At 65.2% G+C, this 26684-nt stretch carries 21 protein-coding genes and 2 pseudogenes; 12 read left to right on the top strand and 11 right to left on the bottom strand.

Going from position 1 to position 26684, the window contains the following annotated elements; all coding sequences use genetic code 11:
• Nucleotides 1–150: 150 nt before the first annotated feature.
• Nucleotides 151–936, bottom strand: a complete 786-nt coding sequence (locus tag K289_RS0121740) for an SDR family NAD(P)-dependent oxidoreductase (protein WP_027553467.1) — start codon at nt 934–936, stop codon at nt 151–153.
• A 250-nt stretch (nt 937–1186) separates the two neighbouring features.
• Between K289_RS0121740 and K289_RS0121735 the strand changes: the two genes are divergently transcribed.
• From K289_RS0121735 to K289_RS0121725, 3 genes are read left to right on the top strand one after another with little or no spacing between them, the layout of a single operon-like run.
• The gene (locus tag K289_RS0121735; protein WP_027553466.1) at nt 1187–2251 is read left to right on the top strand and encodes an acyl-CoA dehydrogenase family protein; all 1065 of its coding nucleotides are present in this window, start codon (nt 1187–1189) and stop codon (nt 2249–2251) included.
• 16 nt (nt 2252–2267) lie between these two features.
• Nucleotides 2268–3428: an acyl-CoA dehydrogenase family protein gene (locus tag K289_RS0121730; protein WP_027553465.1), complete on the top strand. Its 1161-nt coding sequence runs from the start codon at nt 2268–2270 to the stop codon at nt 3426–3428.
• Between the two features lie 15 nt (nt 3429–3443).
• Nucleotides 3444–4262 (top strand): enoyl-CoA hydratase/isomerase family protein, encoded by an 819-nt coding sequence (locus tag K289_RS0121725; protein WP_027553464.1) that lies wholly within the window; start codon nt 3444–3446, stop codon nt 4260–4262.
• A gap of 153 nt (nt 4263–4415) precedes the next feature.
• On the opposite strand, the gene K289_RS0121720 is transcribed toward K289_RS0121725, so the two are convergent.
• The 5 genes from K289_RS0121720 to K289_RS52385 all read right to left on the bottom strand — a co-directional run bounded on the left by K289_RS0121720 (nt 4416) and on the right by K289_RS52385 (nt 10096).
• Nucleotides 4416–6530, bottom strand: coding sequence for an acetate--CoA ligase family protein (locus K289_RS0121720; protein ID WP_027553463.1), 2115 nt, complete (start codon nt 6528–6530; stop codon nt 4416–4418).
• 176 nt (nt 6531–6706) lie between these two features.
• The gene (locus tag K289_RS0121715; RefSeq protein ID WP_027553462.1) at nt 6707–7471 is read right to left on the bottom strand and encodes a hypothetical protein; all 765 of its coding nucleotides are present in this window, start codon (nt 7469–7471) and stop codon (nt 6707–6709) included.
• Nucleotides 7472–7473: 2 nt separating this feature from the next.
• The gene (locus K289_RS0121710) at nt 7474–8265 is read right to left on the bottom strand and encodes an enoyl-CoA hydratase (protein ID WP_027553461.1); all 792 of its coding nucleotides are present in this window, start codon (nt 8263–8265) and stop codon (nt 7474–7476) included.
• A 182-nt stretch (nt 8266–8447) separates the two neighbouring features.
• Nucleotides 8448–9653: an ABC transporter substrate-binding protein gene (locus K289_RS0121705; protein WP_027553460.1), complete on the bottom strand. Its 1206-nt coding sequence runs from the start codon at nt 9651–9653 to the stop codon at nt 8448–8450.
• A 176-nt stretch (nt 9654–9829) separates the two neighbouring features.
• Nucleotides 9830–10096 (bottom strand): hypothetical protein, encoded by a 267-nt coding sequence (locus K289_RS52385; protein ID WP_156918104.1) that lies wholly within the window; start codon nt 10094–10096, stop codon nt 9830–9832.
• Between K289_RS52385 and K289_RS0121695 the strand changes: the two genes are divergently transcribed.
• Together K289_RS0121695 and K289_RS44845 are read left to right on the top strand one after the other, a co-directional pair.
• A complete protein-coding gene (locus tag K289_RS0121695; RefSeq protein ID WP_156918103.1) occupies nt 10086–10892 on the top strand; it encodes a thermonuclease family protein in 807 nt (268 codons plus the stop codon). The two genes, K289_RS52385 and K289_RS0121695, sit on opposite strands and share 11 nt — an antisense overlap.
• Nucleotides 10893–11026: 134 nt before the next feature.
• Nucleotides 11027–12416: pseudogene (locus K289_RS44845) on the top strand (M48 family metalloprotease).
• Nucleotides 12417–12584: 168 nt separating this feature from the next.
• Here the strand turns inward: K289_RS44845 and K289_RS0121685 are convergent.
• Nucleotides 12585–13913, bottom strand: coding sequence for an MFS transporter (locus K289_RS0121685; RefSeq protein WP_027553458.1), 1329 nt, complete (start codon nt 13911–13913; stop codon nt 12585–12587).
• Between the two features lie 180 nt (nt 13914–14093).
• On the opposite strand from K289_RS0121685, the gene cyoA reads away from it, so the two are divergent.
• The 7 genes from cyoA to K289_RS0121650 are packed head-to-tail and all read left to right on the top strand — an operon-like array spanning nt 14094 to nt 20995.
• Nucleotides 14094–15254 (top strand): ubiquinol oxidase subunit II, encoded by a 1161-nt coding sequence (cyoA, locus tag K289_RS0121680; protein ID WP_027553457.1) that lies wholly within the window; start codon nt 14094–14096, stop codon nt 15252–15254.
• A gap of 11 nt (nt 15255–15265) precedes the next feature.
• On the top strand, nt 15266–17263 hold the full coding sequence (gene cyoB, locus K289_RS0121675) for a cytochrome o ubiquinol oxidase subunit I (RefSeq protein ID WP_027553456.1): 1998 nt from the start codon (nt 15266–15268) through the stop codon (nt 17261–17263).
• Entirely contained in the window at nt 17264–17893 is a 630-nt protein-coding gene (gene cyoC, locus K289_RS0121670; RefSeq protein WP_027553455.1) for a cytochrome o ubiquinol oxidase subunit III, read from the top strand.
• Nucleotides 17890–18267, top strand: a complete 378-nt coding sequence (cyoD, locus tag K289_RS0121665; RefSeq protein ID WP_027553454.1) for a cytochrome o ubiquinol oxidase subunit IV — start codon at nt 17890–17892, stop codon at nt 18265–18267. The genes cyoC and cyoD overlap by 4 nt, the downstream gene beginning before the upstream one ends.
• Nucleotides 18264–19109 carry an SURF1 family protein gene (locus tag K289_RS0121660; protein WP_027553453.1) on the top strand — a complete coding sequence of 282 codons (846 nt, stop codon included), beginning with the start codon at nt 18264–18266 and terminating at the stop codon, nt 19107–19109. Before cyoD ends, K289_RS0121660 begins: the two co-directional genes overlap by 4 nt.
• Complete coding sequence (locus K289_RS0121655) at nt 19084–20472, top strand: ATP-binding protein (protein ID WP_027553452.1); 1389 nt, start codon at nt 19084–19086, stop codon at nt 20470–20472. Before K289_RS0121660 ends, K289_RS0121655 begins: the two co-directional genes overlap by 26 nt.
• Entirely contained in the window at nt 20462–20995 is a 534-nt protein-coding gene (locus K289_RS0121650; protein WP_027553451.1) for a response regulator transcription factor, read from the top strand. Before K289_RS0121655 ends, K289_RS0121650 begins: the two co-directional genes overlap by 11 nt.
• Nucleotides 20996–21192: 197 nt before the next feature.
• Here the strand turns inward: K289_RS0121650 and K289_RS0121645 are convergent, their stop codons facing one another.
• The 4 genes and pseudogenes from K289_RS0121645 to K289_RS0121625 form a co-directional block, all read right to left on the bottom strand.
• The gene (locus K289_RS0121645; RefSeq protein ID WP_084788672.1) at nt 21193–21987 is read right to left on the bottom strand and encodes a CarD family transcriptional regulator; all 795 of its coding nucleotides are present in this window, start codon (nt 21985–21987) and stop codon (nt 21193–21195) included.
• A gap of 344 nt (nt 21988–22331) precedes the next feature.
• A complete protein-coding gene (fdxA, locus tag K289_RS0121640; RefSeq protein WP_027553449.1) occupies nt 22332–22670 on the bottom strand; it encodes a ferredoxin FdxA in 339 nt (112 codons plus the stop codon).
• A 131-nt stretch (nt 22671–22801) separates the two neighbouring features.
• Nucleotides 22802–23071 (bottom strand): annotated as a pseudogene (locus tag K289_RS0121630) (RNA-binding S4 domain-containing protein); the annotation flags it as partial.
• 13 nt (nt 23072–23084) lie between these two features.
• Nucleotides 23085–26480 (bottom strand): helicase-related protein, encoded by a 3396-nt coding sequence (locus K289_RS0121625; RefSeq protein WP_027553447.1) that lies wholly within the window; start codon nt 26478–26480, stop codon nt 23085–23087.
• Nucleotides 26481–26684 lie beyond the last annotated feature (204 nt).

Below are 26684 nucleotides of genomic sequence, written 5' to 3'. Positions count from 1 at the left end.
GTTCTCCGCAGAAGCCCTCATGCTCCGTCATTGCGAGGAGCTCTTGCGACGAAGCAATCCAGACTATCACCGCGGACGCTTTCTGGATTGCTTCGCGGAGCCCGTCATCGGGCCGCGCTCCGCGCGGACCCGTTGGCTCGCAATGACGAGCTAAGTAATCAAATGCAGCCCGGCATCCATGCGCACGATCTCGCCGGTCATGTTGCTCGACGCCGGCGTCGCGAGGAAGCAGACGAGCTGCGCGATATCCTCGGCCGTTGACGCGACCTTCAGCGGCACCTTCGCCACCACGTTGTCGCGCACCTGCTTCGCCGCATCCTCGCCGCGGCCCTTGGTGAACCAGGGCGTATCGATATAGCCGGGACATACCGTGTTGACGCGGATCAGCGGCGCAAGCGCGCGCGCCAGCGAGAGCGTGATGGTGTTGAGCGCGCCCTTGCTCGCGGCATAGGCGATCGACGAGCCGACACCGCTGATGCCGGCGACCGAAGACACGTTCACCACCGCCGACGGACGTCCTGACGCATTCGCGCCGGCCTCGAGCAGGCTGCGCGCAGCGCGCACCATCTGGAACGGGCCGATGGTGTTGACCCCGAACAGCCGCTGGAAATCCTCCGACGACAGCCCTTCGAGATTGCCGTGAGCGACATGCTTGGTGGTGCCGGCATTGTTGATGAGCACGTCGAGCCGGCCCCAGGGCGCGGCCGCCCCGACGATCTTGCGGCAATCCTCATCGCGCGAGACGTCGCCCTGCGCGACCACAACCTCAGCCGCGCCCGCCTTGCGGCAGGCTTCCGCGGTGGCCTCGGCTTCCTTCTGGCTCGAGGAATAGTTGATGACGAGCCGCGCCCCACTCCGCGCGAGAATTTCCGCGGTCGCCGCGCCCAGCCCGGATGCGGACCCCGTCACGATTGCGCACAAGCCGTCCTTTGCCATCCGGATTTCCTTCCCCTGTCTTGAATGCAAGCTCTTCGATGCACCGGGCTCTGTTTAGCGAGTTTGCCGCGCCCTGCAAATCGAGCAAACTCCGCTAAGCGGAATTAGCCCTTCGCCCATGTCGCCGCCGCAGATGGACCTGCGATCAACGCTTGTCACGGCCATGGCTTTTTCCGATCATCGGGCGCAAGAAGAACCCGCGCGCCTGCCCACGGGCCGGTCGCGCCAATGGAAAAACACGGGGAACGCTGTGGCGGAGAGTGACAATATCGTCGTCGAGACCGCGGAGAAGATCTTCGCCGATCTTGCCGATCCGCAAACCATCAACAACGACAAGAAGGACGCGTGGAGAGCGCCGCTGTGGCAGGCGCTGAGCGAAGCCGGCCTGCCGCTGTCCTGGGTGCCTGATGACCTCGGCGGCTCCGGCGCCAGCCTCGCCGACGGCTTCGCCCTGCTCAACGCCGCCGGCCGTTTTGCGGTCGCGGTTCCCCTCGCCGAAACCATGCTCGCGGGCTGGCTGCTCGCGCAGGCGAAGATCGCCTCGCCCGACGGCGAGATGACGGTCGTGCCGGCAAGCCCGAAGGATCGCATCACGCTCAACCCTGACGGCTCGCTCTCCGGCCGCGCCCGCGGCGTGCCGTTCGCAAAAGCGGCCAAGCATTTTGCGGTGCTGGCGCACGGCAAGGACGGCATCTCGATCGCGCAGGTCGACGCCGCCAAGGCGCGGATCGAATCCGGGCTCAATGTCGGCTACGACCACAGCGACACCATCACGCTCGACAAGGTCCAGCCCGTCACCATCAAGCCGGCGCCAAAGGGCTTTGACCAGACCAACTTGATGCTGATGGGCGGCGTTGCGCGCAGCCTTCAGATCGCCGGCGCGCTGGAAGCGATGCTCGACATTTCTGTGCGCTATTCCAACGAGCGCGTCGCCTTCGAGAAGAAGATCTCGAAATTCCAGGCGGTGCAGCACAATCTCGCGAGGCTCGCGGGTGAATCCGCCGCCGCGCTCGCGGCCGCAACCTCGGCCGCCGATGCCATCGCGAACGCCAAGGCCTTCGACGACGAAGTTTATCTCGAAGCCGCCTCGGCAAAGATCCGCTGCGCCGAAGCCGCGGAAAAGGGCGGGGCCATCGCGCATCAGGTGCATGGTGCGATCGGCTTCACCATGGAACACATCCTGCACCGCTATTCGCTGCGGGCGCTGGCCTGGCGTGACGATTTCGGCTCGGAGAGCCACTGGGCCGTCGAGCTCGGCAAGCTGGTTGCGGGTCGCGGCGCCGATGAATTGTGGCCGCTCGTGGCTTCGCGCTGATCAGGGGACGAGATCTATGACCGCTGCCCTCCGTTTCGATCCGATCCGCCTGCCGCCCGAATGCGAGCAATTGCGCAAGGAAGTGCGCGCCTTCCTCGCGGAAGAAATCGCCGCCGGCACCTTCGATCCGCACAAGCCTAACCGTGAGGACACCGACGCGCCGGAATTTTCCCGCCGGGTCGGCGCCAAAGGCTGGCTCGGGATGACCTGGCCGAAAAAGTATGGCGGCCAGGAGCGCTCCTTCCTCGAGCGCTATGTGGTGACGGAGGAGATGCGCGTCGCCAACGCGCCGACGCGTCGCTTCTTCGTCGCCGACCGCCAGAGCGGGCCGGTGCTTCTGAAGTACGCGCCCGAGCATATCAAGATGGAGATCCTGCCGCGCATCTGTCGTGGCGAGATCTGCTTCGCGATCGGCATGAGCGAGCCGAATTCCGGCTCGGATCTGTTCGCGGCAAAGACGCGCGCGACCAGGACCGACGGCGGCTACCTCATCAATGGCACCAAGATCTGGACCTCCTCGGCGCATATCGCCGACTACATGATCGCGATCTTCCGCACGTCACAGCCGACCAAGGAAAACCGCCGACACGGCCTGACGCAGTTCCTGGTCAAGATGAAGCAGCCGGGCATCAAGGTGAACCCGATCGGCCAGATCACCGGCCAGTACGAGTTCAACGAGGTCGTCTTCACCGACTTCTTCGTTCCCGACGATCACGTGCTCGGCGAGGTCGACGGCGCCTGGAAGCAGGCGACATCGGAGCTCGCCTATGAGCGCAGCGGCCCCGAGCGTTTCCTCGAGACCTACTACGTGCTGACCGAGCTCGTGCGCGCGGTCGGTCCCAACCCGGACACGCGCAGCGCCGAAGGCATCGGCCGGCTCGTGGCGCAGCTCCACACCATGCGGCGCATGTCGGTGTCGGTCGCCGGCATGCTCCAGGCCGGCAAAGAGCCTGTGGTGGAAGCCTCCATCGTCAAGGACATCGGCACGGTGTGGGAGCAGCAGCTTCCGCATCGCGTGCGCGATCTCGCCGCCTTCGTCGAGGAGACCGCGACCAACCGCGAGACGCTGGAGCGGCAGCTCGATTTCGCCATCAAGACCGCGCCGAAACTCACCATCCAGGGCGGCACCACCGAGGTGCTGCGCGGCATCATCGCCCGCGGGCTTGGTCTGCGCTAATTATCGAGGAACATCATGAGTACCTACAAAGATATCGGCGTCGAGAAGGTCGGGCACGTCGGCACCATCGAGATCCGCCGGCCGCCGCTCAACTTCTTCGACATTTCGCTGATCAACCAGATCGCGGACGCGCTCGACGAGTTCGATCGCGACATCGAGATCCGCGCTTCCGTGCTTTCGGCACAGGGCAAGGCATTCTGCGCCGGCGCCAATTTCAACGATCCCGCACGGCAGGAGCAGGAGGCACGCGCAGCCGATAAAACTGCAAAGGGCGATCCCGCCGACAGCCTCGGCCCGATCAATCACCTCTATATCCAGGCCGTGCGCATCTTCCGCGCCAAGAAGCCGATCGTCGCCGCCGTGCAGGGCGCTGCCATCGGCGGAGGGCTCGGCCTCGCGGTCTCCGCGGATTTTCGCGTCACCTGCCCCGAAGCGCGCTTCTCCGCGAACTTCACAAAACTCGGCTTCCATCCCGGCTTCGGCCTGACGGTGACGTTGCCGGAGCTGATCGGCAAGAACAACGCCGAGCTGATGTTCTACACCAGCCGCCGCGTCACCGGCGAAGAGGCCTACAAATGGGGCCTCGCCAACGAGCTGGTGCCGCAGGACCAGGTGAAATCGGCCGCGATGAAGCTCGCCGGCGAGATCGCCGAATGCTCGCCGCTCGGCCTCGTGTCCACCCGCGCGACGATGCGCCAAGGCCTCGCCGACCGCGTGATGGCCGCAACCAACCACGAGCTCGGCGAGCAGACAAGGCTGCGTGCGACGGAGGATTTCAAGGAAGGCGTGAAGGCGACCGAGGAACGTCGCGCGGCGAATTTCAAGGGGCGGTAACCTTTTTCTTCGTTCTCCCCTTGTGGGAGAAGGTGGCGCGAAGCGCCGGATGAGGGGTTGTTTCCGGAGATTCAACTGAAGCAGTTGGCTCGCGGAGAGAGACCCCTCACCCCGCTGCGCTTCGCGCAGCCACCCTCTCCCACAAGGAGAGGTTTAACCCCGCCCCGCCACCAGTGCATCGACGATCGTCACGCCCTGCCCCTCGGCGTGCACCAGTACCGGGTTGAGCTCGATCTCCGCGATCTCGCTCGCGTGCCGCGCGGCGAGCACGGAGATGTCGGCGATCAGTTGCGCCAGCGCCGCGACATCCGTCTTTGCTGCCCCGCGAAAACCGTTCAGCAGCGGCGCCGCTTTCAGCGCCGCCAGCATCGCGCAGGCCTCCTCCGCGCTCACCGGCGCAGGGCGATAGACGACGTCGCGGAACAGTTCCGTGGTGATGCCGCCGAGCCCCACCATCACCATCGGGCCAAACGTCTCATCCGTCATCGTGCCGACGATGATCTCGACGCCCTTCTTCGCCATCGGCCCGACCAGCACGCCTTGAATATCCGACTCGGGCCGATGCTTGCGCGCATTGTTCAGCAGGGCCTCGAAGGCCAGAAACACCTCGCCCTTGGTCGTGATGTTGACCCGCACACCACCGACCTCGCTCTTGTGCGCGATGTCCGGCGACTGGATCTTCATCACCAGCGGAAAGCCTGTGCGCGCGATTGCCTCGTCGAGCCCGCTTTTGTCCTTCGCCAGCACTTCGTCCGGCAGCGCAATCCCGGCGGCACGGAGCAGCGCCTTGCTGTCGGCTTCAGACAGAACGGGCGACGTCAGATGCGCAGAGAGATCGCGTGCCGGCAGCCGCGTCTCATCGGCAAGCTTCGGCAGCCTGAAGCCGGCATAGTCGACGAGCCGCCGCATCGCGACCCCGACATGGGTGAGGCCGGAGAGCACGACCACACCGGATTTGGCAAGCTCACGCCGCGCAAACTCCGAGGGCAGCGTGTAGGAATAGAACACCACGGGCTTGTGCTGCGCTGCCAGCACCGGCTGCAGCTCGGCCTCCTTAAAGGGCATCCGCACGTCGCTCGACAGCGACAGCACGACCAAAATCGCATCAACCTCGTCGGAGACCGTGAGCAGATCGACGCTCTTCTGCAAACCGCCCGAGGTCACGCCCTGCGCTGTCACATCGATCGGATTGCGCGCGCTGCCGTAGGACGGCATCAGCGTCGCGATCCCGGCCTGGATGGATTCGGACAGCTCCGGCACCTGCAGGCCGCGCAGCGCCACGGCATCCGCGCCCCAGATGCCGGCACCGCCGGAGACGGTGACGACAGCGACGCGATCGCCTTTCGGCAGCGGATTGCTCGCGAGTACCGCCGCGATCGTCAGCGCCTCGTCGAGATCGTTGGAGACGATGAAGCCGTATCTTGCGAACACCGCATCATAGGCCGCGGACCAGCCGGCCATGCTGGCGGTGTGCGAGGCGGCGGCGCGCATCCCCGCGCCGGAGCGGCCGACCTTGGTGACGATGACCGGCTTCTTCGCCTCCGCGGCGCGCCGCGCGGCGGCAAGGAATTTGCCGACGTCGCGGATGCCCTCGATGAACAGCAGGATCACGTCGGTCGAAGAGTCCTGCACCATGTAGTCCAGGAACTCGCCGGCGCCGAGGTCCGACTCATTGCCGGCGCTGACGACATAGCTCACGGCAATGCCAAGCGCCTTGGCGCGGTGATAATAGGCAAAGCCGATACCTCCGCTCTGCGCGACGATGCCGATCCGCCGCGTGGTGGCAATGAGCGGCACCACGTCCGGCTTGACATCGACCGCAGGACTGAAGGTCGCCGCCACCCGCTGCACCTGGCTGAAAAAGCCCTCGGCGTTCGGCCCGGAAATCCGCATGCCCGTGCGTTTTGCGAGCGCCGCGATCGCGTCCTGCATCGCCGCGCTGTCGCCGCCCTCCTCGGCAAAGCCGGAGGAGATGATGACGGCGTTCTTCACGCCGGCGCTCGCGCATTGCTCGAGCGCAGGGAGAACCGCCCGCGCGGGAATGATGATGACGGCGAGATCGACCGGCGCGCCGACATCGGCGATCGATTTGTAGCAGGCGAGCCCGTCGATCTCGGCATAGTTCGGATTCACCGGATAGATCTTTCCGGGATACTCGTTCTTGCGCAGCATCGCGAGCAGCCGCCCCGGGATCTTCTCATGATCGCGCGAGGCCCCGATCAGCGCGATGCTGGCCGGCGCGAAGAAGCTGTCGAGCGGATGCGGCATGTGTTTGACCCCTTGTTCTTATGTCAGCCCGTCATCCTGAGGTGCCGGAGCGCAGCGGAGCTCTCGAAGGATGAACGCCACCAGCCGGGCCGCTCATCCTTCGAGGCTCCCCGCGCGGTGCGTGCACCGCGCGGCGCACCTCAGGATGACGGATTGAGAGCCGCGAACGCAAGAGCTCACGAAGCAAGCCGGAACGTCACCCCGCCCAGCAAGAACTCGCTCCCCGCCACCGCGTGTCCCTTCTCGCGCGCAACATGAAGCACGTGCGCGGCATCAGTGACACGAAATTCCAGGGCGCTCATGATCTCGTTCGGCCCCTTCACGAAGCGGAAGCTGGAGTTGGGCAGTTTCAGCTCGGCCGTACCGTCACCGGTATTGCCCGGTGCGAGGCCGATGATCCTGCCCCAATGCTCGGCCAGCCCTTCCGGGTCCGGACTCTGCATCTCCACGCCCGTCAGCGCCTGCGTCGTCTCTTTCCGGATAAACTTCTGCCAGTCCGGCCCCGCCGGCGGATACGGACCCAGAATGTCGTCGCTGCCCTTGGTGTGGTTGAACTCGATGAAGGCAGCGCGGCAGTCGCGTGGATGAAGCTGCACGCCATGATACGGTGGGTGGTCGATCACATTCGCGGTGCGCACGCCCAAGGCATTGGCGTTGCGGCCGCGCTCGTCCGGATCGTTGCAGCAGAAGATCGCCATGTAGCCGCCGCGGCCGCCGGTCTTCTCGATGAAGCGGCCGGCCGCGGTGCCGTCCCTGAACGGCGCCACCACCTCGAGCAGGATCGTGTCGACCGGGAGCAGCGCGTTCTCCAGGCCGTATTTTGCGACATTGCCGTCGCGATAGCAGACGGCGAGGCCCATGATCTCGGCGATGTCAGAGATCACCGGGCCGAGCTGCGGCGCGACCAGGCAGATCTGCCGCAGCCGCATATAGGCGGCCATCGTCACGCGCCCTTGAAAGCGGGCTTGCGCTTCTCGACGAAGGCCTTTGCGGCCTCCTTGTGATCCGCGGTGTCGCCGCAGCGGGTGTGATGGATCGCCTCGCCGTCGAAGCAGTCCTCCAGCGCCAGATGCTCGGCATTGTTGATGTTGCGCTTGATGTAGCCGAGCGCGATCGACGGGCCCTGGGCCAGCGACAGCGCGAGCTCATGGGCTGCCGCATCGATCTCGGCGTCGGGCACGACCTTCGTCACCATGCCGATCGCATGCGCCTCCTTCGCGCTCAGCACCGGCGACATCAGATAGAGCTCGCGCGCCCGCGCGCTGCCGAGCAGCTGGGTGAGGAAATATGTGCCGCCATAGTCGCCGGAGAAACCGACCTTGGCGAAGGCGGTCGTGATCTTGCAGGACTCAGAGGCAACGCGCAGATCGCAGGACAGCGCCATCGAAAGCCCGGCACCGGCCGCTGCGCCATCGAGCTGCGCTACCACGGGCTTTGGCATCTGGTGCAGGATGCGCGAAACTTCCATGCCGCGGCGCAGGTTGGCGAGCTTGGTCTCGAACGGCAGCGGCGCGCGTCCCTCGGCCATCGATTTGACGTCGCCGCCGACACAGAACGAGCCACCGGCGCCCTTGAACAGCACCGCGCGCACCTCGGGATCATCGGCCGCGCGCCGCGCGGCCTCGACCAGACCGCGCACCATGTCGGGGTTGAGCGCATTCTTCCGCTCGGGGCGGTTCATGGTGATGGTGAGCAGCCCGTCTTCGAGCTTTTGCAGGACCATGTCGTTGCTCATGAGACGTTTCCCTTGTTGTTGTTGTTTTGCTCCGTCATTCCGGGGCGCGCCTCCTGGCGCGAGCCCGGAATCCATTTCTCAACTGTCAGTGCGGCCCGATGGATCCCGGGCTCGCGACTTCGTCGCGCCCCGGGATGACGACCTGCCGCATCGCTTGCTTGTCGCCACGACGGCTCACGCCGTCACTTCTTCACCAGCGGGCAGCGTGACTGCTCCAGCGACTGGAACGCCTCGTTGCCGGGCACGGTGGCGAGCAGCTTGTAGTCGTCCCAGCGGCCCTTCGATTCCGACGGCTTCTTCACCTCGAACAGGTACATGTCGTGGATCATGCGGCCGTCGTCACGGATCTTGCCATCGCGGGCGAAGAAGTCGTTGATCGGCGTCTCCTTCATCACCTTCATGACAGCAGCAGAGTCCGTCGTGCCGGCTGCCTTCACGGCCTTGAGATAATGCGTGACCGAAGAATAGACGCCGGCCTGCGCCGAGGTCGGCGGGCGCTTCATGCGCTCGGTGAAGCGCTTCGAGAATGCGCGGGTGTCGTCGTTGAGGTCCCAGTAGAAGGCCTCCGCAAGCAACAGACCCTGCGCGGTCTCGAGCCCGATCGAGTCGATGTCGGTGACGAAGGCGAGCAGCGGCGAGAGTTTCTGGCCGCCCTTCATGAGGCCGAACTCCGCCGACTGCTTGATGGCGTTGACGGTGTCGCCGCCGGCATTGGCAAGGCCAATCACCTTGGCCTTGGAAGCCTGCGCCTGCAGCAGGAAGGAGGAGAAGTCAGACGTATTGAGCGGATGACGGACATTGCCGAGCACCTTGCCACCGGTCTTCACCACGACGGCGCTGGTGTCCTTCTCCAGATCCTGCCCGAAGGCGTAATCGGCGGTCAGGAAGAACCACGTGTCGAGGCCCGACTTCACCGCGGCAAGTCCAGTCACATTGGCCTGGGCGAACGTGTCGAACACGTAGTGCACGGTCAAGGGACCGCAGGCCTCGTTGGTGAGGCGGATCGAGCCGGGGCCGTTGAAGATGATGATCTTGTTGCGCGCTTTAGCGATCTCGCCGGCGGCGAGCGCGGTTGCGGAGGCCGCAACGTCGTAGATCATCTCGACACCCTGGTTGTCGAGCATGTCGCGGGCGATGTTGGCGGCAAGGTCGGCCTTGTTGAGGTGGTCGGCCGCGAGCACCTGGATCTTGCGGCCCAGCACCTCGCCGCCAAAATCCTCCACCGCCATCTTGGCCGCGGTCTCGCTGCCGGGCCCGGTGATATCGGCGTAGAGACTCGACATGTCGAGGATGCCGCCGATCTTGAGGGGTGGCTTGTCCTGGGCCTGCACGGCGCTCGCACCGATCGCGAACGCGGCGGCAAAAATGCCGGACAAAATTTTCCTCATTAAAATCCTCCCTTGATCGCCTTAGTCTAATGGCGGCTTGGTTATTGCTCTTGGTTATCGCTATTGCCGCAATCATGCCGCATGCGCGAGAGCGCAGCAAGCAGAAGCGCCACGCGAGCAGCGCACGTTTTCCGCAAAACGGAATGGCGCGATTGGCTAGTCTCTTTCCACATTCGTCATTGCGAGCGCAGCGAAGCAATCCAGACTGTCACCGAGGAAAGACTCTGGATTGCTTCGCAGCGCTCGCAATGACCGAGGATGTGGAAGCGGCCGAGCACGACAGTTGTAGGGTGGGCAAAGGCGCGCCCTTTGCGCGCCGTGCCCACCAATCTGTTTCGCTCGGCAAAGTGGTGGGCACGCTTCGCTTTGCCTACCCTATGGCAGCGGCGCCCGGCCAAATTCCCTTCGTCGTCGGCCACGTTTGAGTTAAAAGTGTCGCGCAACGCAACCTCTCCGGGCAACGTGAAGCGACCGCTCACTTTCATCGCCACTGCGGCACTCCTCATCGGATCGCGCGACGCCGCGTTCGCGGCGGCCTGCCAGTTCGAGTCTCAAGGCGAGGGCCGCGTTGCTGCGATCACGGACGCACGCAGCCTGCGTCTCGATGACGGCCGCGAGGTGCGTCTCACCGGCATCGAGCCGACCGCAACGACGAAGCAGGCGCTGACATCGCTGCTCGTCGGGCGCGACGTGACGCTCCACGCCAACGACGACACGCCCGATCGTTATGGACGCCAGTCCGCGCTCATCTTCATCCGGGACAGCGAAACGTCGGCGCAGGCGCTCCTGCTCGCCCAGGGCGAGGCGATCGTCTCGGCCGAGATCGCGGACAGGGAATGCGCGGCCGCCCTGATGGCGGCGGAAGCCGAGGCGCGGCGCCAAAGAAAGGGCAGCTGGGCTGACCCGTTGGCCATAAAAAACGCGGAAAGTCCGGACGATATTTTGGCCGGGATTGGGCGCTTTATGGTGGTCGAAGGCAAAGTCCTGTCGGTCCGGCAAGCTGGGGCAATGACCTACCTCAACTTCGGACGGAACTGGACACGCGGCTTTACCGCGACTATTTCAAGGCGCATCGCACCGGCCTTTGAGGGCGCCGGAATCGCCCTTAAGTCTCTGGAGAATCGACGGATTCGAGTCCGAGGCTGGGTCGAGGGGAATACGGGGCCGCGTATCGAATTGCGCCTCGTGGGACAGGTTGAGTTGCTGGGCGCAAGCGAGCCGGCAGGGGTAAGGCCTTAAAGCGGGCCAGGCACGGGTTAAGCGACGTGAACGGGGTGCTAGAACGGCACGGAAAGAGCGAACGCCGCGGCCTTCGAGCTGCGCCGGCCGCGCTATGCCTTTTGCTGGGCACGACGCTCGCCGGATGCGGTGACATGGGCCGGTTCCAAACCGCTGCGGCGCCGCCGACGGTCGCGATGCCCAAGCCGAAGCCGGCCGTCGCGCAGACGCCGGCCACCGAAAAGGAGCACGAGCGCATCCTGGCGAGCTATGGCGGCGCCTATGACGACCCGCGGCTCGAATCACTGGTCACCAAGACCGTCGAGCGGCTGGTCGCGGCCTCCGACCGTCCCGACCAGGGCTACAAGGTCACCATCCTCAATTCCGGCGCGGTGAACGCCTTCGCCCTGCCGAACGGACAGCTCTATGTCACGCGCGGCCTGCTGGCGCTCGCGAGCGACCTCGGAATTGTCCTCCGTGCTCAGCCACGAGATGGCGCATGTGCTGTCGAAGCACGCCGCGATGCGCGAGGACCAGGCCCGCCAGGCCGCGATCGTCACCCGCGTCGTCACCGACATGAGCAACGATCCCGATCTCACCGCGCTTGCGCTGGCCAAGACCAAGCTCACCATGGCAAGCTTCTCGCGCAACCAGGAGTTCGAGGCTGACGGCATCGGGGTGGGCATTTCCGCCCGCGCGCATTTCGACCCCTATGGTGCCGCGCGCTTCCTTTCCGCGATGGAGCGTAATGCCGAGCTCAAGGCCGGCAAGAACACCCTCGATCCGCGCGCGCAGGATTTCACCTCGTCGCATCCGGCAACCCCGGAGCGCGTGCAGAACGCGCAGACGATCGCGCGGCAATATGCTGCCCCCGAAGGCGGCGAACGTGACCGCGAGAGCTATCTCGCCGCGATCGACAACCTCGTCTATGGCGAGGATCCCAGCGAAGGCTTCGTTCGCGGCCGCCGCTTCCTGCATCCAAAACTCGGCTTCACCTTCCAGGCGCCGGACAATTTTACGCTCGACAACACCGCACAGGCGGTGATCGGCGTGCGCGAGGGCGGCTCGCAGGCGATGCGCTTCGACGTGGTGCGCGTGCCGGCCGAGCAGTCGCTCGGCGATTACCTCAATTCGGGCTGGATGGAAGGCGTCGAGAAGGCCTCGATCGAGGATCTCACCATCAACGGTTTTCCTGGCGCGTCCGCCACCGCCAAGGGCGACCAGTGGCAGTTCAAGGTCTATGCGCTGCGCTTCGGCAGCGACGTTTACCGCTTCATCTTCGCCACGAAGCAGAAATCAACCGAGAGCGAGCGTAATGCGCGCGAGACCGTCAATTCATTCCGCCGCCTGACGCTCGATGAGATCCAGGCCGCCCGGCCCCTGCGCCTCAAGGTGATCACCGTGCAGCCCGGCGACACCGTGGAATCGCTCTCCCACCGCATGTCGGGCGTCGATCACCCGACCGAACGCTTCCGCGTTCTCAACGGCCTCGATCGCACCGCGCAGGTGAAGGTACGCGACCGCGTCAAGATCGTGGTGGATTGACGCCCGCTAGTTTCTCGTAGGGTGGGCAAGGCGAAGCGTGCCCACCACGTCTGCCCGCAATCGTGGAAGGATGGTGGGCACGGCGCTGTGCGCCTTTGCCCACCCTACGAAGCCACAAACTCCATCGCCGGGACGACGGCTGAATAAGCTGCGCCGCCTGAGTTGAACCTACCGCCCCGCATCCATGTCCCCTGCCTCGCGCTGGCCGCTGAGCCAGAGTGCCACGAGGGTCCACAGCGCGCCCGAGAGCAGATAGGCGCCGGAGGCGATGACGCCGAGATTGGTGGCGAGCAGGAGCGCGGCGAGCGGGGCGAAGCCGGCGCCGAACAGCCAGGCCATGTCGGAGGTGAGCGCCGAGGCCGTGTAGCGGTACATCTGCTTGAAGTTCGAGGCGATCGCGCCCGAGGATTGGCCGAAGGACAGGCCGAGCAGGATGAAGCCGATCACCATGTAGATGGTCTCGCCGAACGCGCCGGCATCGAGCAGCTGCGGAGCAAAGCCGCTATAGACCGCGATCGCGATCGCCGAGCCCATCAGCAGCGACTTGCGGCCGACCCGGTCGGCGATGACGCCCGAGGCGACGATCGCGGCGACCCCGAACACGGCGGCGACCATCTCGATGATCAGGAAGCGCACCGGGCTCTCGCGGGTGAACAGGAACACCCAGGACAGCGGGAACACCGTGACCATGTGGAACAGCGCGAAGCTCGCCAGCGGCGCGAACGCGCCGAGCATGATGTTGTGGCCTTCGCGGGCGACGGTGTCGGAGATGCGCGCCGGCTGCAGATCGCGAGTCTCGAACAGCGCCGCATATTCCTCGGTCGCCACCATGCGCAGGCGGGCGAACAGCGCCACGACGTTGATGGCGAAGGCGACGAAGAATGGATAGCGCCAGCCCCAGTCGAAGAAATCGTCGGCCGACAGATTACCGGCGAAATAGGCAAACAAGGCGCTCGCCACGATCAGTCCGAGCGGCGCACCGAGCTGCGGCACCATCGCGTACCAGCCGCGCTTCGACGGCGGCGCGTTCAGGGCCAGCAGCGATGCGAGGCCGTCCCATGCACCGCCCCATGCGAGACCCTGCGCGGCGCGCGCCATGGCCAGGAGCCAGATCGCGGTGGCACCGATCTCGTGATAGCCGGGCAGGAACGCGATCGCGACGGTGGCGGTTCCGAGCACGAACAGCGCGGTGACCAGCTTGGCCGTCTTGCCGTATTGCCGGTCGATCGTCATGAAGATGACGGTGCCGAGCGGCCGCGCGATGAAGGCGAGCGCGAAGATCGCGAAGGAATAGAGGGTGCCGGTCAGTTCGCTCGCGAACGGGAAGACCAGGCGCGGAAACACGATCACCGAGGCGATGGCGTAGACGAAGAAGTCGAAGAATTCCGAGGTGCGGCCGATGATGACGCCGATGGCGATCTCGCCGGGACTGGCCTGGTCGTGGCCGTGCTCGCCCGTGTGGAGGTCTGCCATTGCGGGGGTTTGTGCCGTCGCCATCGTGCGCCCTTAACGTCCTGAAAACCAAAGCCGAGCACCCGGCGGACGCCGGGCAATCTGCGCCTGTCTGAACCAACCTCCCGCACTGCAACATTGGACAAATTGTCCAATGTCCGGATTGTTGCGCCGCAGCTACCCCTTGGCCCCGCAAAGGAAACTCATTCTCAGAAGGCTCGGCCCGTGTCTCGTCTCAAGATCCTGGCGTTACTACCTTTGGCGGTTGCACTAAGCGGCTGCAACTACATCGTGCTGGCGCCAGCCGGCGATATCGCTGCCCAGCAGCGCGACCTCGTCATCATCTCCACCGTCCTGATGCTCCTGATCGTCGTGCCAGTGATGGGGCTGACGGTGCTGTTCGCCTGGCGCTACCGCCAGTCCAACAAGTCGGCGCGCTACGAGCCGGATTGGGACCACTCGACCAAGCTCGAGCTGGTGATCTGGTCGGCGCCGCTCTTGATCATCGTTTGCCTCGGTGCGCTGACCTGGATGGGCACGCATCTGCTCGACCCCTATCGCACGCTCGGCCGCATCAATGCGGAGCGCGCCGTGGACCAGGCCAAGGCGCCGCTCGAGGTCGACGTCGTCGCGCTCGACTGGAAATGGCTCTTCATCTATCCGGACTACGGCGTCGCCACCGTCAACGACCTGGCTGCTCCGGTCGATCGCCCGATCAATTTCCGCATCACCGCCTCCTCGGTGATGAACTCGTTCTACATCCCCGCGCTCGCCGGCCAGATCTATGCGATGCCGGGCATGGAGACCAAGCTCCACGCGGTCGTGAACCACGCCGGCACTTACAAGGGCTTTTCGGCGAACTACAGCGGCGCCGGCTTCTCCGGCATGCACTTCGCCTTCCACGGCCTCGACGACAAGGGCTTTGACGCCTGGATCGCCAGCGCCAAATCGGCCGGCGGCTCGCTCGGTCGCGCCGAATATCTTCAGCTCGAGAAGCCGAGCCAGAACGAGCCGGTGCGGCGCTACGGCACCGTCGATGCCGATCTCTATCGCCTGATCCTCAACATGTGCGTCGAGACCGGCAAGATGTGCCAGAGCGAGATGATGGCGATCGACGCCAAGGGCGGCCTCGGCCATGAAGGCCTGAACAACACCCTGCCGCTCGCCTACGACAAGTATGCGCGCCGCGGCACCGCGCTCGGCGGCGAGCCGACCTTCGTGGCCGGTACCTGCACGCCCGATGCGCCGCAAGGCCAGACCACCGCCGACATCAAGGCGCCCAGCGACGCAACCCCGCTGCTCGGTGCCGGCCTGAAGCGTCCGAGCTTCACGCCGCTCAAGTCTTCGTCCTTCTTCCTCGGACAACGTCCGAAGTCAGACTCCTAAAGAGAGCTCGCATGTCTCCTGATCTTCTCAAGCTCATCTTCGGCCGGCTCGGCATCGAATCGCTGCCACTGCACGAGCCGATCGTCGTCGGCACCTTCGTGGTGGTGGCCCTCGGCGGAATCACGCTGCTCGGTGGGCTCACCTATTTCCGCCTCTGGGGTTATCTGTGGCGCGAGTGGTTCACCACCGTCGACCACAAGCGCATCGGCATCATGTACATGATCCTCGGCATCGTGATGCTGCTGCGCGGCTTCGCCGACGCGCTCATGATGCGCGGCCAGCAGATGCTCGCGTTTGGCGGCTCGGAGGGCTACCTCAACGCGCATCACTACGACCAGGTCTTCACCGCCCACGGCGTGATCATGATCTTCTTCGTGGCGATGCCGCTGGTCACCGGCCTGATGAACTACGTCGTGCCGCTCCAGATCGGCGCCCGCGACGTGTCGTTCCCGTTCCTGAACAATTTCAGCTTCTGGATGACGGTCGGCGGCGCGGTGCTGGTGATGGCCTCGCTCTTCATCGGCGAATTCGCCCGCACCGGCTGGCTCGCTTATCCGCCGCTGTCGAACATCGGCTACAGTCCAGACGTCGGCGTCGACTATTACATATGGGCGCTGCAGGTCGCCGGCGTCGGAACCACGTTATCCGGCATCAACCTGATCTGTACCATCGTCAAGCTGCGATGCCCCGGCATGACCATGATGCGGATGCCGGTCTTCACCTGGACCTCGCTCTGCACCAACGTGCTGATCGTCGCCTCCTTCCCCGTTCTGACCGTCGTGCTCGCGCTGCTCTCGCTCGACCGCTACGTCGGCACCAACTTCTTCACGAACGATTTCGGCGGCAGCCCGATGATGTACGTGAACCTGATCTGGATCTGGGGCCATCCCGAGGTCTACATCCTGGTTCTTCCCGCCTTCGGCATCTTCTCCGAGGTCACCTCGACCTTCTCGCGCAAGCGCCTGTTCGGCTACACCTCGATGGTTTACGCCACGGTGGTCATCACCATCCTGTCGTACCTGGTCTGGCTGCACCACTTCTTCACGATGGGGTCGGGTGCCAGCGTCAACTCCTTCTTCGGCATCACCACGATGATCATCTCGATCCCGACGGGCGCGAAGATGTTCAACTGGCTGTTCACGATGTATCGCGGCAGAATCCGCTTCGAGCTGCCGATGATGTGGACCATCGCCTTCATGCTGACCTTCGTGGTCGGCGGCATGACCGGCGTGCTGCTCGCGGTGCCGCCGGCCGACTTCGTCCTGCACAACAGCCTGTTCCTGATCGCGCACTTCCACAACGTGATCATCGGCGGCGTGGTGTTCGGCGCGTTCGCCGGCATCGGCTACTGGTTCCCGAAAGCGTTCGGCTTCAAGCTGGATCCGTTCTGGGGTAAGCTGTCGTTCTGGTTCTGGGTCACCGGCTTCTACCTCGCCTTCATGCCGCTCTATGTGCTCGGCCTGATGGGCGTGACCCGGCGCCTGCGCGTGTTCGACGATCCGAGCTTGCAGATCTGGTTCATCATCGCCGCGATCGGCGCGGGCCTCGTCTTCCTCGGCATCATCTGCATGCTGGTGCAGTTCGCGGTCAGCTTCCTCCGGCGCGAGCAGCTCAAGGACGTCACCGGCGATCCCTGGGACGCGCGTACGCTGGAATGGGCGACTTCTTCGCCACCGCCGGCCTACAACTTCGCGTTCACGCCCGTCGTTCACGACAATGACGCGTGGTGGGACATGAAGAAGCGCGGCTACCAGCGCCCGCTCACCGGGTTCAAGCCGATCCACATGCCGAGCAACACCGGCACCGGCATCATCCTCGCCGGCTTCGCCACCGCGATGGGATTCGGCCTGATCTGGTACATCTGGTGGCTGGCCGCTGCGAGCTTCATCGCGATGCTCGTCGTCGGGATCGGTCACACCTTCAACTATCACCGCGACTTCGACATTCCGGCTGACGACGTCATCCGGACCGAGGACGCGCGCACCAAACTGCTCGCCGGAGCCAAGTAAATGACGATCGCTGTCAAACCCACCCAAACGGGCGAGCCGCTGTTCTACCTCGCCGACGAGCACCCGCATCCGGAAGGATACAGCACCTCGCTCGGCTTCTGGATCTATCTGATGAGCGACTGTCTCATCTTTGCGATCCTGTTTGCCACCTTCGGCGTGCTCGGCGCCAGCTATGCCGCCGGCCCGGCGCCGAAGGATCTGTTCGACCTGTCGCTGGTCGCGGTGAACACCTCGATGCTGCTGCTGTCGTCGATCACCTATGGCTTCGCCATGCTGACGATGCAGCAGAACCGCATCGGCCAGACGCAGATGTGGCTCGCGATCACCGGCCTGTTCGGCGCCGCCTTCATCGGCATCGAGCTCACCGAGTTCGCCCACATGATCCATGAGGGCGCGACGCCTCAGCGCAGCGCCTTCCTGTCCGCCTTCTTCACCCTGGTCGGCACCCACGGCCTGCACGTCACCTGCGGCCTGATCTGGCTGGTGACCTTGATGGTGCAGGTCTGGAAGTTCGGCCTGATCGAGGCCAATCGCCGTCGCCTGATGTGCCTGTCGATGTTCTGGCACTTCCTCGACGTGGTCTGGATCGGCGTCTTCACCTTCGTCTATCTCCTGGGAGTGCTGCGATGAACACCGACACCCACGCCACCGCTGCGGGCCAGCATCACCACGACGACCAATCGCACGGCACGCTTTCGACCTATATGCTCGGCTTCGTGCTCTCGGTCGTGCTCACCGCGATTCCGTTCTGGCTCGTGATGAGCGGCGCGCTGCCCAGCAAGCAGATCACCGCGCTCGTCATCATGGCCTTCGCGGTTGTGCAGATCGTCGTGCACATGATCTACTTCCTGCACATGAACACGACATCCGAGAACGGCTGGAGCATGATGGCGCTGATCTTCACCATCGTCATGGTCGTGATCGCGCTATCGGGCTCGCTGTGGGTCATGAACCACCTCAACGCCAACATGATGCCGATCCACGAGATGAGCGGGATGAAGTGAACGAAACCGGGACCGCGAACCACGGGACAAACGGGACGCGCGGCAAGACCGCGCGCCCTCCCTTGTGGCTCACGGTCCTCGCGCTCGCGGCCTTCGCTGCTCTGATCGCCCTCGGCGTCTGGCAGATCGAACGCCGCACCTGGAAATTGGCGCTGATCGACCGCGTCGAGCAGCGCGTCCACGCCACCGCCCAGCCGATCCTCTCGCCTGCAGCGTGGCCCGCGGTCTCCACCGCAAATGACGAGTACAGGCACGTCACCGTCACAGGCCGCTTCCTGCATGACCGGGAAACGCTGGTTCAGGCCGTCACCGAGGAAGGCGCCGGCTATTGGGTGCTCACGCCGCTTCGGCGCGACGACGGCACGCTGGTCCTGATCAACCGCGGCTTCGTGCCCTCCGAGCGGCGCGACGCATCGACGCGCCAGGATGGCAATCCGCAGGGTCAGGTCGATATCACCGGCTTGTTGCGCATGACGGAGCCGAAAGGCGGATTCCTCAGGACGAACGACCCCGTTCACGACCGCTGGTATTCGCGCGACGTCGCTGCAATCGCAGCGGCACGTGGCCTGCACGATGTCGCCCCATTCTTCATTGATGCGGACGCTGCGCCGCCTACAGGCAGCGGTCCAATCGGCGGATTGACCGTGATCCGCTTTCCCAATAACCACCTGATTTACGCGCTGACGTGGTTTGCCCTGGCCTTCATGCTGGCCGGTAAACTTTTCGTCACATTCGGCGGCGGGCTGTTCCGCCGCAGGCGCTTCGTCCACGAACCGGCCGGCGGCTCGGATGCCACCGCCCGCAGGACGGGATCAGATGCTGGAACGATCGAGCCCACCTGACGACGGGAAGATGCTTCCCCATGCCGAGCTGGCCGTCGCGCTGCAATCGCAGGCGGACGCGCGTAGCGGGCTGACCGGCGCCTCGCCCACCGACGACGAGACCAACCGCAAGAACATGGCGCTGCTGATCCAGCTGCGCTGGACCGCGGTGGTCGGCCAGATCGTGACCATCGGCGCCGTGCATTACGGGCTCGGCATTCCCTTGCCGCTGGAGCGGATGGGCGCGGTGATCGGTGCCCTGGTCCTGCTCAACGTCTCCAGCTTGGTCTGGGTGCACCATCGCGCCGCGATCACCAACAACGAGCTGCTGGTCGCCTTGATGCTGGACGTCGCGGCGCTGACCGCGCAGCTTTACCTCAGCGGTGGCGCCACCAATCCCTTCACGTCGCTGTTCCTGCTTCAGGTCACGCTGGGTGCGGTGCTGCTCGATGGCCGCTCGACCTGGTCGCTGGTGGCGCTGACCTGCGCGAGCTTCGTCTGGCTGACGGTGGCCTACCGTCCGCTCGATCTGCCGCCCAATCCGCTCAGCGAGACATATACGCTCACAGTTGCAGGCATGCTGCTGGGCTTCATCCTCAATGCCGTGCTGCTCGTCGTGTTCGTGACCCGCATCAACAGGAACCTGCGCGAGCGCGATGCGCATCTGGCCGCGCTGCGCCAGCACGCGGCCGAGCAGGATCACATCGTCCGCATGGGCCTGCTCGCATCCGGCGCCGCTCACGAACTCGGCACGCCGCTCGCCTCGCTCTCCGTCATCCTCAGCGACTGGCGCCGCATGCCGGACCTCGCGGCCGACCGCGAGCTCGCCGAGGATCTGGCCGAGATGGAAACCTCGCTGCAACGCTGCAAGACCATCGTGACCGGCATCCTGGTCTCCGCAGGCGAAGCGCGCGGCGAGGGATCGTCACCGACGACGGTGACGGCGTTCCTCACCGACATGGTCGAGGAGTGGCGCAATGCGCGCTCGGCGCGGACGCTCTATTTCGTCAACACCTTCGGCGAGGACGTCGCGATCGTCTCGGACATCGCGCTGAAGCAGGTGATCTTCAACGTGCTCGACAACGCCTATGAGGTCTCGCGCGACTGGGTCGAGCTGCTCGCCGAACGCGAGGGCGACAAGCTGGTGCTGTCGATCAGCGACCGCGGCCCCGGCTTTGCGCCCGAGATGCTGGCGCAGGTCGGCAAACCCTACCAGTCGAGCAAGGGCCGCGCCGGCGGCGGGCTCGGCCTGTTCCTGGTGGTGAACGTCGTGCGGAAACTGGGAGGCAGCGTGACCGCCGAGAACCACAGGAAGCGCGGCGCCACCGTCCGCATTACTTTGCCGCTGGCAACGCTCGCTATCGGAGGCGGCTTTGACGCCTGACCGCTCGCTCATCGTCGTCGAGGACGATTCCGGCTTCGCCCGCACGCTGAAGCGCTCCTTCGAGCGGCGTGGCTACGAGGTCGTGCTGGCCGCATCGATCGAGGAGGTCCGCAAAGTCCTGGAGGAGCGCTCCTTCGGCTACGCCGTGGTCGACCTCAAGCTCGGCGGCGCCTCCGGCCTTGCCTGCGTCGAGCTGTTGCACACCCACGATCCGGAGATGCTGATCGTGGTCCTCACCGGCTTTGCCAGCATCGCGACAGCGGTCGAAGCCATCAAGCTGGGGGCCTGCCACTATCTGGCAAAGCCCTCGAACACCGACGACATCGAGGCCGCCTTCCACAAGGCCGGCGGCAACGCCGAGGTCGCGCTGGATGCGCGCCCGACCTCGATCAAGACCCTGGAGTGGGAGCGCATCCACCAGACACTGATCGAGACGGATTTCAATATCTCGGAAGCGGCGCGACGGCTGGGGATGCACCGGCGGACGCTCGCGCGGAAGCTCGAGAAGCGGCCGGTGAAGTAGCTCCGTCGTTGCCCCGGACAAGCGACACGCGTAGCGCGAACGTAGGGTGGGTTAGTGCAGCGTAACCCACCTCTTTGCTGTCCACGCGTGAAGAGAAGCGGTGGGTTACGCTGCGCTAACCCACCCTACGAGCCGGCCAAACAAAAAGCCCGGCCGAACGGCCGGGCTTTTGATCTGTTGCGATCGACGCGTGGCGCTTACGCTGCCTCGTCGGCGACCGTGCTGTCGTCGCCGTCGGTATCGTCGGCATCGCTCTCGCTGTCCGCATCGCCCTCGCCCTCAGTGGCTTCCGCCTTGGCGTTGGTGCGGCGCGGGCTCTTGGCGAGCTGGGCCTCGATCTCCTTGATCGCTTCGGTCTCGGTCGAGTGCTGCACCACCGCGATCTCGCGGGACAGGCGATCGAGCGCCGCTTCATAAAGCTGGCGTTCAGAGTAGGACTGCTCGGGCTGCGACTCGGAACGATAGAGGTCGCGCACGACTTCCGCGATCGCGACGATGTCGCCCGAATTGATCTTTGCTTCGTACTCCTGGGCGCGGCGCGACCACATGGTGCGCTTGACGCGGGCGCGGCCCTTCAGGGTTTCCAGCGCCTTCTTCACCAGCGCGGGCTCGGACAGCTTGCGCATGCCGACGTTGGCGACCTTCGCGGTCGGAACGCGCAGCGTCATCTTGTCCTTGATGAAGTTGATGACGAACAGCTCGAGCTTGGCACCGGCGATCTCCTGCTCCTCGATGGCCAGGATCTGGCCGACGCCGTGAGCGGGATAGACGACGAATTCGTTGGCCTTGAACCCCTGGCGCTGGGTCACGACCTTCTTCTCCTCGACCTTCGGCGCAGCAACGGGCTTCACGGCCGGCTTGGCAGCGACGGGGGCCTTGGCAGGGGCGGCAGCAACAGGCGCCTTCGGCGCGGGCTTGGCGGCAGCAGTCTTGGCAGCGGCAGGCTTCGAAACGGTCGCTTTCGCGGCAGTTTTCACAGGCTTGTTCGGCATCGCACTTCTTTTGTTCTTGGAGGACTTTGCAGCCGACGCCTTCGTGGCGGCACGGCCCTTGGATGCGCTACGGCTCGCCGCGGCGACTTTTTTGGCCTCCTTATGGGAAGCCCTCGCTGAAGTACTCTTTTTACGCGTTTTCTGTGACACAGCCTGCGCGCGGAAACTGCCACGCCCCTGTTCGACATTTGGTTTCACGGGAACCCAGATGGGCCAAACGGGCTGACGGGGTTCGGCTTAATGTGCCCAATATAGCACATTTCCCGCAAAAATCAATGATTTAGGGGCTTTTCGGGCTGGTTTTCGGCGCCGACGAAGGTATTAGGGTTAAGTTTGGGCGCGAATTAGTCACCAGAGCCGGGATTCGGAGAAAAATATTTCTCGAACTTGCCCTGCATGCCGTCGAATTCCTTGGCGTCGGCGGGTGATTCTTTCTTCTGGGTGATGTTCGGCCAGGTCTTGGCGTATTCGGCGTTGACCTCGAGCCACTTCTCCAGGCCCGGTTCCGTGTCCGGCTTGATGGCGTCGGCGGGGCATTCCGGCTCGCACACGCCGCAGTCGATGCATTCGTCAGGATGGATGACCAGCATGTTGTCACCCTCGTAGAAGCAGTCGACCGGGCAGACCTCGACGCAGTCGGTGTACTTGCACTTGATGCAGTTCTCAGTGACGACGTAAGTCATCGAACGCTCCGAAAAGCTCTTTTAAAAGTCGGGGCTTGCGTAGCGCGGATGGCCCGGCGCTGCAAGATCGACAGCGGCGATCATGACGGCTTTCCGCGTTTGATCAGCCAAGAAATGAATTCAAGGCGCAATTAATTGCGCTTTACGTCACCGACTTCCTCGTAGAGCACGCGTGCGGAGGCCGCATCGCCACGACGCTCGTTAAAAGCGGTGACCTTCAAGACGCGCACGGCGCGATCGAGCGCGATGGTGAGGACGTCGCCGATCTTGATCGCGTGCCCCGGCGAGGTCTCGCGCACGCCGTTGACGCGCACATGGCCGGACTCGACGAGCTCGGCCGCCGAGGTCCGCGCCTTCACCACCCGCGCATGCCACAGCCATTTGTCGAGACGCTGGCGCTCGGTCGTCGTGGGATTACTCCTTGCGCCCCGCGAGCTGCTCTTTCAGCGCGGCGAGCTTTGCGAAGGGCGAGTTCGGATCGATCGGACGATCGCGCTCGCGCGGGTTCGCACTCGAGGCGTAGGGACGGAGCGACGGACCGGACTCGCGGTCGCGGCGATCGCGGCCCTTGTCGCGGTCGCGGCCACGATGCTCGCGGCCACCCTCGCGCTCGCCGAACTTGCCCTTGCTACGATCGCGATCCTTGCCCTCGAAGCGGCGGTTCTTGTCGTCACCACGCGGCTCGCGGCGATCACCGCCCTGGCCGCCCTCTTCGCGGCCCTTGCGGAAATCTTTCCGATGCCCGCCATGACGATGGCGCTCGCCACGCTTCTCGCCATCGGCGGCCTGCGCGGCCTCGCCTTCGGCAGGCGCAGCGCCAGCTTCGGCGCCCGCCTGCGGGCGCGGCTGGTGGTGACGTTGGTGACGATGGCGCTCGTGGCGCGGCTTGCGGTCCTCGTGACGGCCGCCGGGACGCCAGACCTCGACGAGCTCAGGCTCGGCGGGCGTGGCCGCGGCCTCCACGGGCGCGGCGGCATCGGCCGATGCTGCGGCTTCCGTCGCAGCAGTTTCAGCGGCGGCAGCCTCGAGGCCGGTGGGCTCGGCAGGCGTCGCGGCTTCCTCGGCCGGCGGCGCGATGCCAGGGGCATCTTCCGGCGTGACGGGCGCATCAGGCGAGGCCTCGAGCGCAGGCACGGCCTCATGCGCGGGCTCGTCGTGCTGTTCCATGCCGGGCGCGTCTTCGACCGTGACGGCCTCGACAACCGGCTCGATTGCCGCATCAGTGGAGGCAGCGGTCTCCTCGACAGGCGTCTCGCTCGCAGCGACCTCGGCAACCACTTCAGCGGCGCCCTCGCCAGCCGGTGTCTCCGCAGCGGGCGCCTCCGTCGCCACCGGCTTCGGCGGCAGCGGCGCGCGCTTGTCCATGCGATAGCCGAGCGCGCGCAGCACCGAGGCGAAATCTTCGCCGGCGGAGCCGGTGAGCGAGGTCATCGCCTGCGTCACCACAAAGCCGCGGCCGTCGAACGCACCGGCGGGCTTTTCGCCGGGCGAGCTTTCGCGCCAGGCCAGCGCCGGACGGATCAAATCGGCGAGCCGCTCCAGGATATCGACGCGCACGGCGCGCTCGCCGGCCTGTTTGTAGCCGAGCACGCGATAGGCATCGCGCGGCAGCGCCTTGTCGACCGGGAACGAGGTGCGGCCCGAGCTCGCCAGATGCTGCGCGCCCGACAGCGCCGACAGGTCGACATTGTCCTGCTTCAGCGCCCAGAGCAGCGCGGCGAGCGCACGCGCGGCGGGCTTCAAGAGGCCGGGGAAATAGATGTGATAGGCGCCGAAGCGGACGCCGTACTTCCGCAACGTGGCGCGCGAGGGCTGGTCGAGATCCTTCAGCTCATTGGCGATCTTCGGACGCTCGAGCACGCCGAGCGCCTCGACGAGCTGATAGGCGATGCCGCGGGCAATGCCGGTGACGTCCTCGGCCTTGCTGAGCTCGAACATCGGCCCGAGCAGCTTTTCGATATGCGTCTTGAGCCAGAGATCGAGCCGGGCCTGCACCTTCTCGCGTGGGCTGCCGGTCAGGCGCTCGTCGGAGATGATGCGGATGCGCGGATGCAGCGCCTCCTCTGCGGCGACGAGGCGCGCCACCGCATCGCCGGTCCAGCGGATGATGCCCTCGGAGGTCAGCACGAACTGCTCATCGGGTGCTCCGGAGAGCTTTTCCGCGCGCGTGTTGATCTCGCCGGCGAGCACGGCCTGCGCTGCGGCCTGCAAGGCTTTCGCATCGGAGCCGGCTTCCGCCGCATCCGGTGCAAAGGTGAAGCCATCGAGGCGGCCGATGACATGGCCTTCGACGATGACTTCGCCGGTCTTGCCGATTTCAGTATTCAAGCTCGTGTTCTCCCGCAGGCGGCGCATCAATACACTGGTCCGACGATCAACGAAACGCTCCGTCAGCCGTTCATGGAGCGCATCTGACAATTTATTTTCGACCTCCCGCGTGATCCCCTGCCAGTGTTCGGGGTCTTTGAGCCAGTCCGGGCGGTTGGCGGCGAAGGTCCAGGTGCGGATCTGCGCGATCCGGCCCGACAGCGTGTCGATGTCGCCGTCGATCCGGTCGGCCTGGTCGACCTGGGCTGCGAACCAGTTATCGGGGATGCAGCCCTTGTCCATCAGGAAGCCGTAGAGCGTGGTCACCAGCTCGGCATGGGCCGCTGGCGACAGTTTCCGGTAGTCCGGTATCTGGCAGGCCTCCCACAGCCGTTCCACCGCCGCCTTGCCGTGCGCCTTGTCGCGCACCTCGACGTCGCGGGCGGCGTGATCGAGCACGCGCATGTCCTCGGCGATCGGCGCGCGCGTCAGTGCCTCATGGCCGGGCGCCAGGTTCAGCGAGACCTGGAGCGCGCCGAGCGAGGCGAAATCCAGCTTCGAGTTCCGCCATTGCAGCATCTTCACGGCGTCGAAGGTGTGGTTCTGGAGCGCGTTGACGAGTTCGGGCTCGAACGGCGCGCAGCGGCCTGTCGTTCCGAAAGTACCGTTGCGCGTGGCGCGGCCGGCGCGGCCCGCGATCTGCGCGAACTCGGCCGGCGTGAGGCGGCGGAACTGGTAGCCGTCGAACTTGCGGTCGGAGGCGAAGGCGACGTGGTCGACGTCGAGATTGAGGCCCATGCCGATCGCATCGGTGGCGACGAGATAATCGACGTCGCCGTTCTGGAACATCGCGACCTGCGCATTGCGCGTGCGCGGCGACAGCGAGCCGAGCACAACGGCCGCGCCGCCATGCTGGCGACGGATCAGCTCGGCGATGGCGTAGACTTCATCGGCGGAGAACGCGACGATCGCGGTGCGCCGCGGCTGGCGCGTGATCTTGCGGTCACCAGCGAATTCGAGGCTGGACAGGCGCGGCCGCGTGATCATGGACACGCCTGGCAGCAGCCGTTCGATGATGGGGCGCATCGTCGCAGCGCCCAGCAGCAGCGTCTCGTCGCGGCCGCGGCGGTTGAGGATGCGGTCGGTGAAGACGTGGCCGCGTTCGAGATCGGCGGCGATCTGCACCTCGTCGACGGCGAGGAACGAGACGTCGAGGTCGCGTGGCATCGCCTCGACGGTCGAGACCCAGTAGCGCGGGTTCTTCGGCTTGATCTTCTCCTCGCCCGTGATCAGCGCGACGGCTTCAGCACCAACCCGATCGACGATCTTGTTGTAGACCTCGCGCGCGAGCAGGCGCAGCGGCAGCCCGATCATGCCACTGGAATGCGCGAGCATCCGCTCGATGGCGAGATGGGTCTTGCCGGTGTTGGTCGGCCCGAGCACCGCAGTGACGCCAGCGCCGGGAGCGCGCTCGGAAGCGAAGGGGGAAGGAGGAAAGGCCATGACTAGCGGATTAGGTAGTGGCGATTTGGGCGATTGTCAGTGCCGTTTTGGGGCGGCGGGGCGGCTCGAGCTGGATCCGTCCCCGTCATCCCCGCGCAACGGCGAAGCCGTTGTCGCTGGAGGCGCGAAGCGCTTGGAAGTCACCTCGCCCCGCTTGCGGGGAGAGGTCGAATTCGAGCGCAGCTCGAATTCGGGTGAGGGGGA

It is taken from the genome of Bradyrhizobium sp. Cp5.3, from assembly GCF_000426265.1.
Taxonomy (GTDB): domain Bacteria; phylum Pseudomonadota; class Alphaproteobacteria; order Rhizobiales; family Xanthobacteraceae; genus Bradyrhizobium; species Bradyrhizobium neotropicale.
The sequence above is the reverse complement of the archived record's forward strand: the minus strand, read 5'-3'. Positions and strand labels throughout refer to the sequence as shown.